Consider the following 15,433-nt stretch of genomic DNA (forward strand, 5'->3'; position numbering starts at 1 on the left):
TAATAAATGGATTGTTTAAGCATCTAAAGGATAAATAATTTATAAAACTCAAGAAAATGGAGCAAAAACAAAAAGCGATAATTCTACTGGTAGTAGGAATTTTACTAGTTGGATTAATTCAAATGTTTAATTATTTGACAGAGGTCACAGATTGGGTTGTGGGAATAGTTTTGGGAACCGGAATAGGTCTGTTAGCTGTTTCTGTAATCAAGTTACAAAAGCTCCGTAAAATTGCAGGTGCTAAAACCGAGTAGTTAGTTTAATATCAATTGATCTTATTCTGAGAATGCCTCATAAAGAGCAATATTTTAAGACCGTCCTGTCACAATCTAAAGACAAAATTTACAGATTGTGTTTGGGCTATACAGGTAATCGCATGGATGCAGATGACCTGTTTCAGGATATCAGTATAAAAATATGGCAAAATTTGAGTTCGTTTAGAGCGGAAAGTCACATTGATACCTGGATTTATAGAATTGCAACAAATACAGCTCTGTTATATGTCAGGAAAAAGAAGAGGATACATAAAACGAGTGATATTACTCGTGAAGAATCTGATTTAGTGGATGCGGAGGTACATGGTTTAGGTGATTCTGAGGATAATCTGGGGCAATTATATAAATCTATTTCATCCTTAAAAGAGATGGATCGGATTATCATTAGTCTGGTTTTAGAGGGACATAGTTATCTTGAGATTGCAGAGATTACCGGGATGAGTATGTCCAATGTAGGAGTGAAAATCAATAGGATAAAAAAAGCTTTAGCGGTTAAAATGAGAAGTTATGGATAAGGAATTAATGCAATGGCAAGAACTTTGGAAACAAGGAAATGCTGAAGAAATAGTTCTGGATGACTTGGTTCGCAAAATGAATAAACTGGAGCGAGTGACAAGGATTCAAAAAATTTTTGTACCCACTATGTTTCTTTTTTCCTCTTTTATGATGTTCTGGAGATTGTCTTCTAGTTGGTATAATATTATTGCTATATCTATGATTATTGTTGGTTTTTTAGTACTGGTGATCCCATTGTATCTTAGTCAAATTAGAGTAATAGAAGGTGTTGGGGCTTTGAATAATCGTGAATTGGTTCAAGCACAAATAAGAAAGTTGAAATTCAGGCTACGCATTTCAAATCAGTTTTTCCTGATATTTATCTTATTGTTCACCGGTGCTTTAAATATTGCTTTTTGGGGAGTAGAATCTGAGGTGCCCAAATGGATTTTGCATATGATGACGTTTGTTTTATTTCTGATATTGTTACTGGCAAGAAAAATAAAACAGAAGTCATTTTATAGACACATTACTCCAATGATAAATCAATTGGAACGCTTATACCAAGAGGGCGATTTCGATCAGGATTGAATTACCGGAGGAATACATCTGACACAGATCAGGAATTAAATACTTTAATTTCAATAAATTCGTTACGGATTAAAACTTTCATAGTAAAGGTTTCGTATATAATTAAAGTATGTTCTGATCATGAAAAAGTTCGCCTCCATATGTTTTTTTTCGTGTTTAATTGTTTTCAATTTAAATGCGCAGTCTGATACCACCAAAAAGTGGGGGATTGATGTAAAGAAAATAACAGAATACGATTTTGCATTTATTCGTTATTGGGAGTATTTAGATCCATTGAGTGTGATCATATCAAAAGACTCAATAGTTGTAAATAATAATAAGGAGTATCCAGTGATGATTCCAACGGGACTGCCCTTAAATCAGGAGGTTATTTATGAAACCAAACGAGATAAAATAAACTACACACTTAAGGTAAAGAGAGTAAACTATACCAACGTAGAATTCGAAATTATTGGAAAGCGTAAAAAGAAAATTGTTTTAGAGCGAAAAGGAACAGCAGTTCTGGTTCCGTCATTTCATTTAGGAGCAGCGGGAGTATATGAAAAAAGTGAAGAAGAAGTCTATCGAATGGATAAGTATATGATAAGCTCAAAAGAATATACCGAACAGAGTTTGTTAATTCCAGATGGAACTATTGAAGTCATAGACTATACGGAAGTGATAGATTCAAAAGAGTTGATTTTGAATTTTATAATCACCAGATAACCTCCCCCTGATTTTTTTAGCAAGTTACTTAATTGATTAAGAGCTCCTCTCATATTTTGTTTATATGTTGATCCGATGTTTGATGATGTGTGGTTACATTTGAAAGCATATTTATTGCTATAGCTTATGCATATCCCTAACATTATTCAGTATTATCATGATTGTTACAGATCTGATAATAGAGAATTAGTAATCTTTGATTTTTTAAATCGTAAAGTAGAGAATAAAGTCTTTTTTGATGGGAAAGAAGAATTACTTAATAACCTTTATCCTATAAAATCATTTCCAAAACTAAAGGCAGAAAATATAATCAAGAAATTAAAGCTTTATAGTAAAGAAAAAGAGTTGCTTTATGGTTCTTTTTTTATCTGCGGACAATATGTTGATCAAAGAGGAATAAAAAATAGATTATGTGCTCCACTATTTTATTATCCTGCCGAAGTTACTTACAAAGATGAATTTTACTACGCATCCATAAATGCAACGCATCAGAAATTAAACTATCCGTTAATTCAAATGTTAATGGAAGGTGAACAAGGAGAGATTTTCAATGATCCATTGTTTCAAAACCTTTCTAAATCTCATATCACATTTGGGGATATGAGTAAGCTTAAGAGAATCTGTAATAAGTATTTTCCTCAGCTGAATACAGATTATGTCTTAAGTTACCCGGATAATGTGAGTATAAAGACGGTTAAATCAAAGATTCAGCAGGTTATTACTAAAGATTCTGATGAATTGTTTCTGTTCCCAACAAGTATTATGGGAATAGTTTCTAAATCCACAAACACCAGAGGCGTATTAAATGAATTAACAGAATTGTATCATCAACAGGATTTTTCTATTCCCTTAAAATCCATATTTGATACGGATCAGATACAACCGGAATATAAACCATATCAGCGTACGGAGTTACCCATGATTTTAAGTGCAGCGCAAAGTGCTATTTTAAAATCTGCTTCAAGTAATCCACTCACCACGATTATTGGCCCACCCGGAACAGGAAAGACCTATACCATAGGAGCTATAGCTATGGATCATATGAGTAGAGGTGAGTCTGTTTTAATTGCATCGAGAACAGATGAGGCTGTAGATGTGATCATGCATAAAATATCGGATTTGGTTGGAATTGATAGATGTGTGGTTCGAGGCGGAAGGAAACGCACATATTCTACGTCATTAAATAGATTTCTGAAGGCATTGTTGACCAGAGTGCGAAAACTTCGCTATTTACAGAAAGAATTTGATGTTAATCTGAAGGGTGGGTTTTATGAGCTAGTAGAGAAAACTGAAGAGATTAGGGTAGGTACTGTGTATCGAAGAGATTGGATAGAAGAGTTGGAAAATCAAATTGTTGATGCGATAGATATTGAGCTTAAATGGGGCCGACACCTGAGCGAAGAGGATAAAACAATATGGAACAAGTTAAAAACGCGGTATCTAAAGTTTAGAAATTCTGTGCAAACTCCTCTTTGGGAGCACAGTGAAAAACTTCATCAATATGACCAATCTCAAATTCAGAAGGTAAGATTGTTAATTCGACAGAAGTATATAATTCAGATACTAGAAGTTTTGCAAAACAATTGGGGAGATCTGAAATCATTTTATGAGGCCATTAAATTGGCAAGTGATACAGAGAGGTTATCCAGATTTCAAGATATACACTTTAAGGCCATTCTTAAAGCATTTCCAATTTGGCTCACCAGTCTTACCGAAGTTAAAAATGTATTGCCTTTTGAAAAGGAGTTATTTGATGTGGTCATTATAGATGAAGCTACACAATGTGATATAGCGAGTTGCTTGCCAATGATACAGAGAGCAAAGCGAGTAGTTATTGCAGGAGACCCCAATCAGTTGAGACATGTCTCATTTTTATCCAGAGGAATGCAGGAGCTATATAAAGAAAAGTACCGACTGCAGAATTTTGATTCGAGCATGTTGAATTATCGTGATAAAAGTATACTTGATTTAGTGATGTCATCATTGAACTCCGGAGATCAGGTGGCTATGCTGGATGAGCATTTTAGGAGTAAATCATCTATTATTCATTTTAGCAATAAACATTTTTACGATGACGGGCTAAAAGTGATGACTTCACGGCCTGATGAACGAGAAGAAAGTTTGGTAATTGTTCAGTGTAATGGACATAGAACAAAGGATGGGGTGAATAGGGAAGAAATTAAACAATTGCTGGAGGATGTTGTGGTTTTAATCCAATCAGAGAAAGATATCGATACTGATCAATGTACTACCATTGGAATTCTTTCACCGTTTAGATCCCAAGTAGAAGCAATTGAGGGAGGTTTGCACGGTCGCGTTTCTATAGAAGAAATCGAAAAGCATAAGTTAAGAATAGGAACAGCCTATAGTTTTCAAGGAGATGAAAGAGATGTCATGTTTTTATCTTTTGTGGTGGATCCAAATAGTCATCATTCAGCTTTGATTCATATCAATAAAGAAGACGTTTTTAATGTAGCGATTACACGTGCCAGAAATAAACAATACGTGTATGTTTCTGTTACACCTAAAGACTTGAAGACAAACTCTGTACTTTATTCCTATCTTGCAAAAGGTCATAAGACGATACATTCAGAATCGGATAATAATTTACATGATCGGTTTTTAGCAGAAGTAAGAGATTATATCCAGGAAATAGGAATTCTTACGAGTTGGGAAGGTTTTATGATAGCAGGTACAACTTTAGATTTACTGGTGAAATCAAACGATACGTATGTGGCTATTGATTTGATAGGTTATCCTGGTGAATACGAACATTCTTTTGGAGTTGAACGATATCGGATACTAAATAGAGCAGGAGTTCGCATATTTCCATTGTCCTATTCTGATTGGTATTTTGATAGAGAGGTAGTTCAGGAAACGTTAAAGAATGTGTTGTTCAGGAAAACAAAAATCAGGATCGAAGAATGACCCTGTAACATTCATCACATCATTCACTTCAATTGGGATCTTAGATTTGCAGGTCACAATTGAATGATGTGAAGAGAGGAATTCAACTACAAAATATTGTAAAATTAAAGAAGCCATTAAAAATTTGGTTGTTAGGTATTATTGTATTCCTGGGAATGGGAAGGGTTGGATTCGGACAACAAATTAGCTATACCAATCAACAGTGGTTTCAGTACTATAATAAGTTGAAGTTTAATGATCACTGGCTTTTACTTTCTGATGCCGGTTACAGATTTAGAAATGGATTTCAGCAGAAATCACAGTATTTAATTCGTGCGGCCGCAGGATATAAATTGAACAAGAATTTGAGGTTTGCGGCTGGAATGGCGCATTTAGGATTCTATGGTACTGAAAAACTAAGAATGGTGGAGTTTCGGCCACATCAACAGTTTACCATATTTCATGAAGGAAAACGATCCAAATTCAAACACCGATTTAGATTAGAAGAACGCTATTTTGAGACCATCAAAACGGAACATGTGGATAAGGTTTATCGATTTAATCTAAGATGGCGATATCGTATTTTATGGAATTATTTGTTGAATCCAAATGCATCTAAAAGCACCAGTTTTTGGTTTCACCTGGGAGATGAAATATTATTGAATGCTGGAACTGGTATAGGTCATAGAGTATTTGATCAAAATAGATTTTTAATAGGAGGTAGTGCCAGATTTAACTCTATGTTGGTATTTTCGTTTACATACAATTATCAGTGGAGATCATCTGTAATACCTGATAACTACGTTCAGGATTCAATCTTTTGGTTTGGAATAAAGCAAACCCTAAAAGCAAATAAGGATTAAAGACTTATTTTCGGAGGGTGGAAACTCCAGTCCAAATCACATATCGTACAGCTTCTATCGAAGATATTCCGGCCATTTTAATCGTGCGAAATTCAGTTTTGGAAAATAGATTATCCGATCCTAATTCAATTACGCATGAAGATTGTGCGCATTTCATGAAAAATCGAGGGAAGACCTGGGTGGCAGAGTTTGCGAATCAAATTGTTGGTTTCGCAATGATAGATACCATCGATGATAGGGTTTGGGCTTTATTTATACTTCCGCAATATGAAAAACTAGGCATAGGAAAACAACTTCATCATATGATGTTAGATTGGTTCTTTGGTTTAGACAAAGAATCGGTTTGGTTAGGGACGACACCAAATACAAGAGCAGAAGGTTTTTATCGTAAATTGGGATGGCAATATTCCGGAAAATATGGTAACGATGAAATCAAATTTAGAATGTCTCGGAATGATTGGGATCTCAATAAATAGTTAGGATTGGAAAACGATATTGAAAATAAGCTAAAACAGAGGAGGTATTTGGTATTAATCACTTTAATGATTACCGGAGAGATTGTTTTTTTACTGCCTTTTGTAGTCATAAGAATTTTTAGACCTACCTTCTTAAAGGTTTTTGAAATCAGTAATTTAGAGTTAGGTTCCGCATTTTCTGTTTATGGAATTATAGCAATGATTTCTTATTTCTGGGGAGGTCCTATTGCAGATCGATTTACGGCAAAAAAACTGATCATCATATCGCTACTTTTAACGGCAATGGGAGGACTGTATATGGCTTTAATACCTTCAATAAGTGGTATGGTGGTATTATATGCATTTTGGGGAATGAGTACGATACTCTTATACTGGGCTGCATCCATAAAGGCGATTCGAACATTTGGTGGGGAGCAAACTCAAGGCTGGGCATTTGGGATGGTTGATGGAGGAAGAGGGTTGATAGCTGCAATTTTAGGATCAGTTTCGGTCTTATTGTTTGATACTTTTTTGACAGTTGAAGCGGAACAGGCCACACTAACGGATTTATCTAAAGCATTGAGTCAGATCATTTATCTATTTATTGGTTTGGTAGTTTTTAGCGTGTTTTTGGTATGGATGGTTTTTCCACAAGAAAAAGAATCAAAAAACATCGGACCTAAATTATCTCTTAAAGGTGTATTAGCAGCGTTAAAACATCGAACAATCTGGTTGCAAGGGTTTATTATTTTATGTGCATATGTGGGCTATAAAACCACTGATGACTTCTCTTTATATGCTAGTGATGTATTGGGGTATGACGATGTGAAAGCTGCACGTTTAGCTACGTTGTCATTTTGGGTCAGACCAATTGCAGCATTTGGAATTGGGTGGTTAGGAGATAAATGGAAAGCCTCACGTGCGGTTAATATTTCTTTTGCGGTAATTGTATTGGGAAGTGTGATTTTAGCAAGTGGTAGATTAAAGGATAGTATTGGGTTGTGGATTATTGTTACGATAGCACTAACGAGTATCGGAATATATGGCTTAAGAGGAGTCTATTTTGCACTATTCAAAGAAGCCGATGTACCAATAAAGTATATTGGTAGTGCTGCCGGAGTTGTTTCGTTAATTGGATATACACCGGATGTATTTTTTGGACCTTTGATGGGATACATTTTGGATCGTTCTCCTGGGATAGCTGGACATCAGCATTTATTTATGGTCCTCACAGGTTTTGCTTTATTAGGATGGATTGCTTCCATACTGTTTCAAAAAAATGTGGCAAAACAGTCTACTTAATTGTGGAACAGGAATTGATATAGTCGAGTCAAAAATTGGTACTATGCGTTTGTATTCAGGATTACTATTATTTGTAGGGTTTATTACCATGGCTGCGATTCCGGCAGATAGTGAGGTAAAAAAAGTAGCTCTAAATAACAATTCATTTGCGTTTGATTTATATAAAGAAATCGTAAAAGGAGAACAGGGAAATATATTTTTCTCACCGTTTAGTATTTCAACAGCTATGGCTATGACGTATGCAGGTGCAGATGGAAGTACAGCTGAAGAAATAGCTCAGGCCATGCATTTTGGTCCGAATACTCCAGAATTCCATACGAGTTATGGGAATTATTTATCGACATTAGATAAAAATGCAGAAGGTAACATCCAGTTAAGAATCGCGAATAAACTTTGGGGAGAACAGCATTATGCTTTTGTACCTCAGTTTTTAGATTTAAATAAAGAGGCCTATCGCTCATCCCTTCAAAAAGTTGATTTTGTAAAAGGCTGGGAGGCTAGTCGTGTTCAAATTAATGATTGGGTAGCACGTAAAACGGAAGACCGAATCAAAGACTTAATTCCTCCAGGAGCGCTTACCACAGATACACGTCTGGTACTCACTAATGCAATTTATTTTAAAGGAGATTGGTTATATGAATTTAAGAAAAAGGATACCAAACCTCGTAAGTTTTATCAAACCCAAAAATCATATTCCACAGTGGATTTTATGAATTATAAAGGCGGATTCAATTATTATGAAAATGACATGTTTAAGATGCTGCGTTTACCCTATAAAGGAAGACAACAAAGTATGATTATAGTTCTCCCGCATAAACATGAGTATTTTGAAAAAATGGAAGGACTACAAAACTCTAAACTATTACAGCGCGCTTTATACTCCAATATGCCTGAGGTAATTGTATCGATTCCAAAATTTAAGATGACCAAACCTTTAGGACTTAAAGGTCATTTAAAGACCTTGGGAATGGTGCATGCATTTAAAGATGGAGCTAATTTCAGCAAAATGACTCCAAGTAATGACCTGTATGTATCGGATGTTTTGCATAAAGCTTTTGTTGAAATAGATGAAAAAGGTACCGAAGCGGCTGCAGCCACAGCAGTAATAATCGCTACGGAAAGTATGGTGCCATCTCAACCGAAAAAGCCAAAAGAATTTATTGCGGATCGTCCTTTTCTGTTTTACATTATTGATGATAAAACACAATCCATATTATTTATGGGAAGAGTTATGAATCCATTATAATTATTGATCAAATTATTCATGTGTTATTTAATGAATTCGATGAAACCATGGGGATTCTTAATATTATTTATATTGATTATATCAGGGTGTGCAACCTTTTCAAAGAAAGAGTTTAGATCGCGCTTTTTAAAAGTTGAACTTTCAAACAGAAATCAATTTAATGGGAAATACAGTTTTTATGCTAAAAGGTCATTAGGTTTAATGATTCATGATAGTATAATGAATAAAATCAATTTGTATCAAGAAATTGTAAATGAGCCACAAGGTATTCATGATGTGGTTTTGCAAAATTTGGATGATGAGAAAGATTATTTTGTCAAAATAGAATGGTATCATCAGGATTCAGTTTTAATAGCGCTGTATGAAGAAGATCAAATGATCAGGGATACGGCATTATCTGGGATATGGAAAAAGGGTGTGTTTTATATGGATAATCGATTTTTAGAATGCAATGGAATTCCATATTTGTTGGGAGGATGTAATCATAATAAACGAAGATTAGTATTTACATCGGAAAGTAATCTTATTGTGAATACAGCTGTGTCAAATGAAGGCGCATTTTTATTTTTAATAGGCTCGGGATATCGAATGAATCGATATATAGAGTTTGAGAAACTCAATTAAGTTCGTCTGTTAATTGTTAAAAATTTTAGCAGGTTTTTAATGCTTTTCTACCCCTGACATATTCTGACATTTGTTGCATATATGTTTGCGTTAAGTTTAACAATTAAAACATAATCAAATGATTAACGCAGTAAGCTGGTTTGAAATTCCAGTAAAAGATTACAACCGAGCAAAGCAATTCTACAGTACAGTTTTAGGTGCTGATGTAACCGATCACCCCATGCCAGATTCTAAAGTACAATATGGTATTTTACCCTATGATCAAGAAAAAAATGGCGTAGGTGGAGCTTTAATTCAGGCAGAAGGGCAAAACCCAACTATGGATGGTATGACCTTATATATTTCAGGAGGTGATGATTTAGCCAAACCATTAAGTCGAGTAGAATCTGCAGGAGGAAAAATCATTCAACCCAAAACGGATATAGGCGAAAATGGATTTATGGCGCAGTTTATCGATACAGAAGGAAATAGATTGGCTTTACATTCAATGAACTAATCCTCGTTAAACAAAAACAAAGGTAGTGGATCCTGAACCGGTGCATTATCTTTGTTTACTCCATGTCTCAACTATCCAGACTCATATCTATTTTAACACTGTTGAAATCCAAAAGGATGCTCACAGCTACAGAACTTTCAGAGAAGTTTGACGTCAGTGTGCGTACTATTTATCGTGATATGAGAAAGCTGGAAGAGTCCGGAGTTCCTATTATTACTTTGGAAGGAAAGGGGTATACCATTATGGATGGATATACTGTGGCTCCGGTTCAATTTACAGAAAAGCAGGCAAATGCTTTGATCACAGCACAGCATTTGGTTAAACAAACCAATGATTCTTCATTTATTGAGGATTTTGAAGAAGCATTAATTAAGATTAAATCTGTGTTTCGTGGCGACATTCAGGAAAAAAGTGAATTCTTAAGTCGCAAAATCCATGTGTTTGATACGAAGGAAGGGAACATTGCCAGTAATGCATTATCCGAATTACAACTGGCCATTACCCAGTTTAATCTCGTGGAGATCAATTATCAAAAATTGGATGATCCTGAACCGATATTAAGAAAAGTAGAGCCGTTTGCGATGTATTCATCAGATCATAAGTGGATCATGTTGGCCTGGTGTCACTTACGTAAAGATAATAGAGCATTCAGAGTAGATAGGATTAAAGATTTTAGAATTTTACCGGAAAAATTTGAAGATCGAAAATTTGATTTTCCAACTTATTTCATGTCTAGCCCATATAACCCACATAAATAACCCTCAATAATTAGACAACATTTTAAAATTGATTTCATAGATGGCTGAGTTATTTAAGCACATTTACAATGATGTATTCTTTAATAGATTTACAGATTCCATTACCAAACTCGTATCCGATTTCGAGAAAGAAAAGTTTATAAATGCAATTTATAGTGATGAATGGGAGCAAAAGGAATTAAAGCAGCGGATGCGCCATATTTCTTTGACTTTGAATGAATACTTACCGGGAACTTATTCGGATAAGTTGGAGGTTATATTGAAATCAATTCCGCAATTGATCCATGATGGATTTAAAGCTGATAATTTGGAATTCATGTTTTATCCCGATTATGTTGAGGTATTTGGGCTAGAAGAACCCGAAATTTCTATTCCGGCATTTGAGGAAATTACGCAATATGTAAGTTGCGAGTTTGCTGTGCGTCCGTTTTTAATTCAATATCCCGATATGATGATTTTGCAGATGAAAAAGTGGGCAGCACACTCACATGCATCTGTACGTAGGTTGGCATCAGAAGGTTGTAGACCAAGATTACCCTGGGCTATGGTATTACCTTTCTTGAAACAAGATCCGGAACCTGTTCTACCAATTCTGGAAGCTCTTAAATCAGATCCATCAGAATATGTGCGTAGAAGCGTAGCCAATAATTTGAACGATATTTCAAAAGATCATCCTTTAACAGTTATCTCTATTGCTAAATCGTGGCAGGGGAAATCAAAAGAAACTGATAAGTTGATTAAACATGCTTGTAGGACTCTTCTAAAACAAGGGGATTCCGAGGTAATGCAGTTATTTGGTTTTGGATCAACAACTCATATATCCATTATGGACTTCACTGTACATACGCCCCATGTTCAGATTGGAGATCATTTGGAGTTTAGTTTTAAACTCAAAAATAATGACACGAGTGATGCTTTGATTCGTCTGGAATATGGCGTTTATTATCAAAAAGCCAATGGCAGTTTGTCTCGTAAAGTCTATAAGATTTCAGAGAAAGAATATGCGCAACAATCAGAGACTTCAATAACCAGAAAGCAGTCTTTTAAATTGATTACGACAAGAAAATTTCACAAGGGCCTCCATCAGGTTTCTTTGATTATGAATGGAAAAGAATCTGAAAAATTGGATTTTGAGTTGAAGTAGCTTTAATTTGAAAATGAATTAACCGACATCTTCTGACCATGAACGATGAGAAATTGTTATGTAAGTATTGCGATTCTGATAATGTAATTAAAAAGAAGCAGGCTTCTTATGCAGTCATGTTTTCATTTTTATTTTTTGGTTTCCCTTTACCTTTTTTAAAACGAACATTTTATTGCTACGACTGTTATAAAGAATGGAAAGAATAACTCAGTGATGCGAATAAGCTCTTTTACACAAGATGAAAAGTTATTGGAGATTAAGGCGGATAGAGCCCCAATAGCTATATTGATTATAATGTCAATTATTGCAGTTTTGACAGCGATCATACCGATATTAAGTATTGTCTATACAGGAATATCCGGAGAAGGCCTTCATTTGGGAAACTTCATATTACTATTTGTTTTTGGTTTTATTGATTTTTTCCTGGTTAGAATAATCTTATGGAATTGCTATGGGAGAGAGAGGTTTGAGTTAAAATCAGAATCTTTAGAGTATTATGCAGATTATGGTTGGTTTAAGGGAGAAAAAAGAGAATTATTACTAGATGGTTTGAAATTTGAAATTATATTTGAGAATGAATCTGTTGGAAGACTATCAATATCTAATGGAAATGAAGTGATAGATTCTGTTTTAACATTATCAATTCCAGATTTAAATAAAATCATTAGTGAATGGAAAATTTGATTACTTCCCAACATTAACCGAGCATAAATGAGAATCGCTTTTTTTGCCAGTAGTCAATTGGCTTTACCTACATTACATCAATTATTAACTTATCAGGTGGTTTGCGGAATATGTGTTCCCGCAAAGGAATATGAAGGGAAACAACATTTTAGAGATTTGGCCAAAATGGCCAATATGGAGCTGTTGGAAATTAAGCCCAATGAAACCAACTCAAAACTAAAAAGGTGGATACAAAAGCTAAAACCCGATTATGGATTTGTATTGACATTCTCATATAAACTTCCAGAAGTTATTTTGAATAGTGCAGCTGGAGGATTTTATAATATCCATTTTGGAGCGCTTCCTCAATATCGTGGTCCGGAACCTTTATTCTGGCAGATGAAAAATCAAGAAGAAGCGGTAGATATTACGATTCATCAGATGGATGCAGATTGGGATACAGGGGCAATCGTCATGGTAGATAAAGTTCCAATAAACAATACCGACATATATGGAGGAATGCAGGTTAAACTGTCACAAATGGCGGTAATGACTGTAATGAATTTTATAAATGCTTTAGGGCAGGGTATGATTGTTCCAAGAGCTCAGGAAGGAAAGGGAAACTATTACAAAAAGCCATTGTATCATGATGTTCTGATAGATTGGGAGCAGCAGGACGCGCAGTCTGTTGAAGCATTGGTTCGAGCGACTAATCCATGGAATAAAGGAGCCATTAGTCATATCCGGGGAATTACGGTGAAAATTATTGCCGTGAGAGAAGTTGAGATGACTCCTTCGGAGAATAGTGCTCCGGGAACATTAATTTATCCGGACTCAGAATCTGGTGCTTGTGTCGTTACTACTGATCAGAAAGTATTGAGCTTGGATATCTTTTATTTGGAAGAGGGATTTATGACGGGAATACAATTCAAGCAAATGGGAATCCCAGCAGGAGAAAGGTTTACAAAGGGATAATCTTTAAATACTGGTATAGAACAATAAAATTAAAAGACAGTAGTATTAATTACTGTCTTTTTTATGCGATTGAATTTGATCATATTGTTTGTGATAATCACATGTAGTCAGCTAACTTATGCGCAAAGTCAGGTGGAAGAATTGGTGATTCAATATAGTAATCAAGGTTCGTATTCATCAGACCCGGTTTGGAAGCGTTATCCCACTGATACGTTACTGGTCTGTATTAACTATCAAAGTAATTCATTGTATTCCGCGTATTTGAAGCTATTAGAACAAATTGAAAAACAACCAAACAAACCCGATCAACATACCCGCGTGATTCGTAGTTTGGACAGTGATTTAGAGATACGAATCCATTGGGATAAAGCGTATACCATATACGCATATGATTCTGTTGAAATGAGGTCTTTCTACTCGACCAGAGACTCTCTTGGAAATTTAATGTGCACAAATTATTCTGATGACGTAATCGAAACCATTAGTTATTATGATAATGAGGGACGTATAGTGGATGTTACGTTTTATGATTGTAGGGGGAGATTGACTTTTGGAAAAATAGAGGGGCGTGCCGCATGTTTGATGTATAAAAGGTGGGAAGATTCTTTGTATACATATGAAAGCCAGTATTACTATGATACTGCATATGTATTGGATAAAGATTATGCTATTTATACCGTTAAGAAGTTAAAAAATACGGATGAATCATTGGAAACGGTTCGAAACGGTCAGAATAAAATAGTATGGAGTCGTGGTGGCTTCAAATGATCTATTATCTTTACCAAACTTAATTGAATATAAACCGAACTACTAATTATTACTAAAATGGAATCCAACAAATTAGCTCTGGATATCAAACAAATATCTCTTGATTTATTAGAAAAACATGGCCAACCGCAGGAAGTAAAACAACTTTTGGATACGGTTCATGCTCATTTTAGAGAGGCCACGGAAATGGCGCTGTATACAAATCATATGCAACATTTGGCTGCAGTGAAGACTGCGAGTGGTATGGCGTTATCACTTAATCATGCAGCGGAATGTTTAATTGATTATCATCGGACAGCACAATTCCTTAGAGGAATAGTGACAGCGATTCAACAAAAGCAAAAAGATAATCCTGGAGAAACTATTCATATATTTTATGCAGGTTGTGGACCATATGCACCATTCGTCACGTTAGTCGCCTCTTTGTTTAAGGTAGATGAAGTTAAATTTACTTTATTGGAAATTAATAGAAAATCAATGGATCTTGCCCGGAAGTTGATTGGTTCAATGAATTTGGAAGCATATGTTGATGATTACTTTATATCTGATGCGGTTACCTATCAGGTTCAAAACCCAGAGAAGTATCACATTCTTTTTAGTGAAACATTAGATGCATTGTTATATCGTGAGTCGTATGTGCCTATTTTGATGAATATGCTCCCACAGTTTTCTGAGAAGATCACTTTGATACCGGAAAATGTGATTCTGAAATTAAGCTTTGCTCATCCAGTAAATGGCGAAATAGAAGAAGAAAAGGGGACTGTTTTTAATGCAAGGAATGAGGTAAGTGCCTATACGAATGAGAAAAGTACAAGTGATGAATTTCCGGAAGTTATTTTCGATTTGGAATCGCATGATCTAAAAAAGAACCTGGTTTTAGATACAGAAGTGCATGTGTATAAGGATATTAAATTAGATCGCGGAGCCTCTTCATTAACTCTGTCATATAAGATGGATATTGATCCAAACAAAGCCTATAATAGAATGGTATTTGCATATACACTTAAACCACAGGTTCAATTAAACTGTGATTTTGAATAGTTATGGGATAACACTTTTAGTATTAAAATTTTATGCGTGAAATAGGTATTATTGTGCTTATAATTTGTTCTACCTATAAGTAGGTATTTTCAACTATTATGACAATTATTATTTGGAATCATTCT

General features: G+C 35.0%; 17 protein-coding genes. All 17 read left to right on the forward strand.

Annotation, left to right across the window (positions count from 1 at the left end):
• The first annotated feature begins 56 nt into the window (after positions 1-56).
• The 17 genes from KFE94_15430 to KFE94_15510 all read left to right on the forward strand — a co-directional run bounded on the left by KFE94_15430 (position 57) and on the right by KFE94_15510 (position 15,308).
• Positions 57-254, forward strand: coding sequence for a hypothetical protein (locus KFE94_15430; GenBank protein UTW66030.1), 198 nt, complete (start codon positions 57-59; stop codon positions 252-254).
• 32 nt (positions 255-286) lie between these two features.
• Entirely contained in the window at positions 287-790 is a 504-nt protein-coding gene (locus KFE94_15435) for an RNA polymerase sigma factor (GenBank protein ID UTW66031.1), read from the forward strand.
• Positions 783-1,361 carry a hypothetical protein gene (locus tag KFE94_15440; GenBank protein UTW66032.1) on the forward strand — a complete coding sequence of 193 codons (579 nt, stop codon included), beginning with the start codon at positions 783-785 and terminating at the stop codon, positions 1,359-1,361. Before KFE94_15435 ends, KFE94_15440 begins: the two co-directional genes overlap by 8 nt.
• A 120-nt stretch (positions 1,362-1,481) precedes the next feature.
• On the forward strand, positions 1,482-2,066 hold the full coding sequence (locus KFE94_15445; protein UTW66033.1) for a hypothetical protein: 585 nt from the start codon (positions 1,482-1,484) through the stop codon (positions 2,064-2,066).
• 126 nt (positions 2,067-2,192) lie between these two features.
• Complete coding sequence (locus KFE94_15450) at positions 2,193-4,994, forward strand: AAA family ATPase (GenBank protein UTW66034.1); 2,802 nt, start codon at positions 2,193-2,195, stop codon at positions 4,992-4,994.
• A 68-nt stretch (positions 4,995-5,062) separates the two neighbouring features.
• Positions 5,063-5,836 carry a DUF2490 domain-containing protein gene (locus KFE94_15455; GenBank protein UTW66035.1) on the forward strand — a complete coding sequence of 258 codons (774 nt, stop codon included), beginning with the start codon at positions 5,063-5,065 and terminating at the stop codon, positions 5,834-5,836.
• 35 nt (positions 5,837-5,871) lie between these two features.
• On the forward strand, positions 5,872-6,312 hold the full coding sequence (locus tag KFE94_15460) for a GNAT family N-acetyltransferase (GenBank protein UTW68294.1): 441 nt from the start codon (positions 5,872-5,874) through the stop codon (positions 6,310-6,312).
• A gap of 66 nt (positions 6,313-6,378) precedes the next feature.
• The gene (locus KFE94_15465) at positions 6,379-7,593 is read left to right on the forward strand and encodes an MFS transporter (GenBank protein ID UTW68295.1); all 1,215 of its coding nucleotides are present in this window, start codon (positions 6,379-6,381) and stop codon (positions 7,591-7,593) included.
• A 43-nt stretch (positions 7,594-7,636) separates the two neighbouring features.
• Complete coding sequence (locus KFE94_15470) at positions 7,637-8,839, forward strand: serpin family protein (protein UTW66036.1); 1,203 nt, start codon at positions 7,637-7,639, stop codon at positions 8,837-8,839.
• Positions 8,840-8,911: 72 nt separating this feature from the next.
• Entirely contained in the window at positions 8,912-9,463 is a 552-nt protein-coding gene (locus tag KFE94_15475; protein UTW66037.1) for a hypothetical protein, read from the forward strand.
• Positions 9,464-9,581: 118 nt separating this feature from the next.
• The gene (locus KFE94_15480) at positions 9,582-9,959 is read left to right on the forward strand and encodes a VOC family protein (protein ID UTW66038.1); all 378 of its coding nucleotides are present in this window, start codon (positions 9,582-9,584) and stop codon (positions 9,957-9,959) included.
• A gap of 62 nt (positions 9,960-10,021) precedes the next feature.
• Positions 10,022-10,717: a YafY family transcriptional regulator gene (locus KFE94_15485; GenBank protein UTW66039.1), complete on the forward strand. Its 696-nt coding sequence runs from the start codon at positions 10,022-10,024 to the stop codon at positions 10,715-10,717.
• A 40-nt stretch (positions 10,718-10,757) separates the two neighbouring features.
• Entirely contained in the window at positions 10,758-11,861 is a 1,104-nt protein-coding gene (locus tag KFE94_15490) for a DNA alkylation repair protein (protein ID UTW66040.1), read from the forward strand.
• Between the two features lie 294 nt (positions 11,862-12,155).
• Complete coding sequence (locus tag KFE94_15495) at positions 12,156-12,545, forward strand: hypothetical protein (GenBank protein ID UTW66041.1); 390 nt, start codon at positions 12,156-12,158, stop codon at positions 12,543-12,545.
• Positions 12,546-12,572: 27 nt separating this feature from the next.
• The gene (locus KFE94_15500; GenBank protein UTW66042.1) at positions 12,573-13,499 is read left to right on the forward strand and encodes a hypothetical protein; all 927 of its coding nucleotides are present in this window, start codon (positions 12,573-12,575) and stop codon (positions 13,497-13,499) included.
• Between the two features lie 63 nt (positions 13,500-13,562).
• The gene (locus KFE94_15505) at positions 13,563-14,267 is read left to right on the forward strand and encodes a hypothetical protein (GenBank protein UTW66043.1); all 705 of its coding nucleotides are present in this window, start codon (positions 13,563-13,565) and stop codon (positions 14,265-14,267) included.
• A gap of 57 nt (positions 14,268-14,324) precedes the next feature.
• Positions 14,325-15,308, forward strand: a complete 984-nt coding sequence (locus KFE94_15510; protein UTW66044.1) for a phytanoyl-CoA dioxygenase — start codon at positions 14,325-14,327, stop codon at positions 15,306-15,308.
• The last annotated feature ends 125 nt before the right edge of the window (positions 15,309-15,433 follow it).

Source organism: bacterium SCSIO 12643, assembly GCA_024398135.1.
Lineage (GTDB): Bacteria > Bacteroidota > Bacteroidia > Flavobacteriales_G > Salibacteraceae > CAJXZP01.

What these genes read in the sequence shown, in the direction of transcription:
- KFE94_15430 (UTW66030.1), top strand. Translation starts at nt 57, where the DNA reads ATGGAGCAAAAACAAAAAGCGATAATTCTACTGGTAGTAGGAATTTTA.
- KFE94_15435 (UTW66031.1), top strand. Translation starts at nt 287, where the DNA reads ATGCCTCATAAAGAGCAATATTTTAAGACCGTCCTGTCACAATCTAAA.
- KFE94_15440 (UTW66032.1), top strand. Translation starts at nt 783, where the DNA reads ATGGATAAGGAATTAATGCAATGGCAAGAACTTTGGAAACAAGGAAAT.
- KFE94_15445 (UTW66033.1), top strand. Translation starts at nt 1,482, where the DNA reads ATGAAAAAGTTCGCCTCCATATGTTTTTTTTCGTGTTTAATTGTTTTC.
- KFE94_15450 (UTW66034.1), top strand. Translation starts at nt 2,193, where the DNA reads ATGCATATCCCTAACATTATTCAGTATTATCATGATTGTTACAGATCT.
- KFE94_15465 (UTW68295.1), top strand. Translation starts at nt 6,379, where the DNA reads ATGATTACCGGAGAGATTGTTTTTTTACTGCCTTTTGTAGTCATAAGA.
- KFE94_15470 (UTW66036.1), top strand. Translation starts at nt 7,637, where the DNA reads ATGCGTTTGTATTCAGGATTACTATTATTTGTAGGGTTTATTACCATG.
- KFE94_15480 (UTW66038.1), top strand. Translation starts at nt 9,582, where the DNA reads ATGATTAACGCAGTAAGCTGGTTTGAAATTCCAGTAAAAGATTACAAC.
- KFE94_15485 (UTW66039.1), top strand. Translation starts at nt 10,022, where the DNA reads ATGTCTCAACTATCCAGACTCATATCTATTTTAACACTGTTGAAATCC.
- KFE94_15490 (UTW66040.1), top strand. Translation starts at nt 10,758, where the DNA reads ATGGCTGAGTTATTTAAGCACATTTACAATGATGTATTCTTTAATAGA.
- KFE94_15495 (UTW66041.1), top strand. Translation starts at nt 12,156, where the DNA reads ATGTCAATTATTGCAGTTTTGACAGCGATCATACCGATATTAAGTATT.
- KFE94_15500 (UTW66042.1), top strand. Translation starts at nt 12,573, where the DNA reads ATGAGAATCGCTTTTTTTGCCAGTAGTCAATTGGCTTTACCTACATTA.
- KFE94_15505 (UTW66043.1), top strand. Translation starts at nt 13,563, where the DNA reads ATGCGATTGAATTTGATCATATTGTTTGTGATAATCACATGTAGTCAG.
- KFE94_15510 (UTW66044.1), top strand. Translation starts at nt 14,325, where the DNA reads ATGGAATCCAACAAATTAGCTCTGGATATCAAACAAATATCTCTTGAT.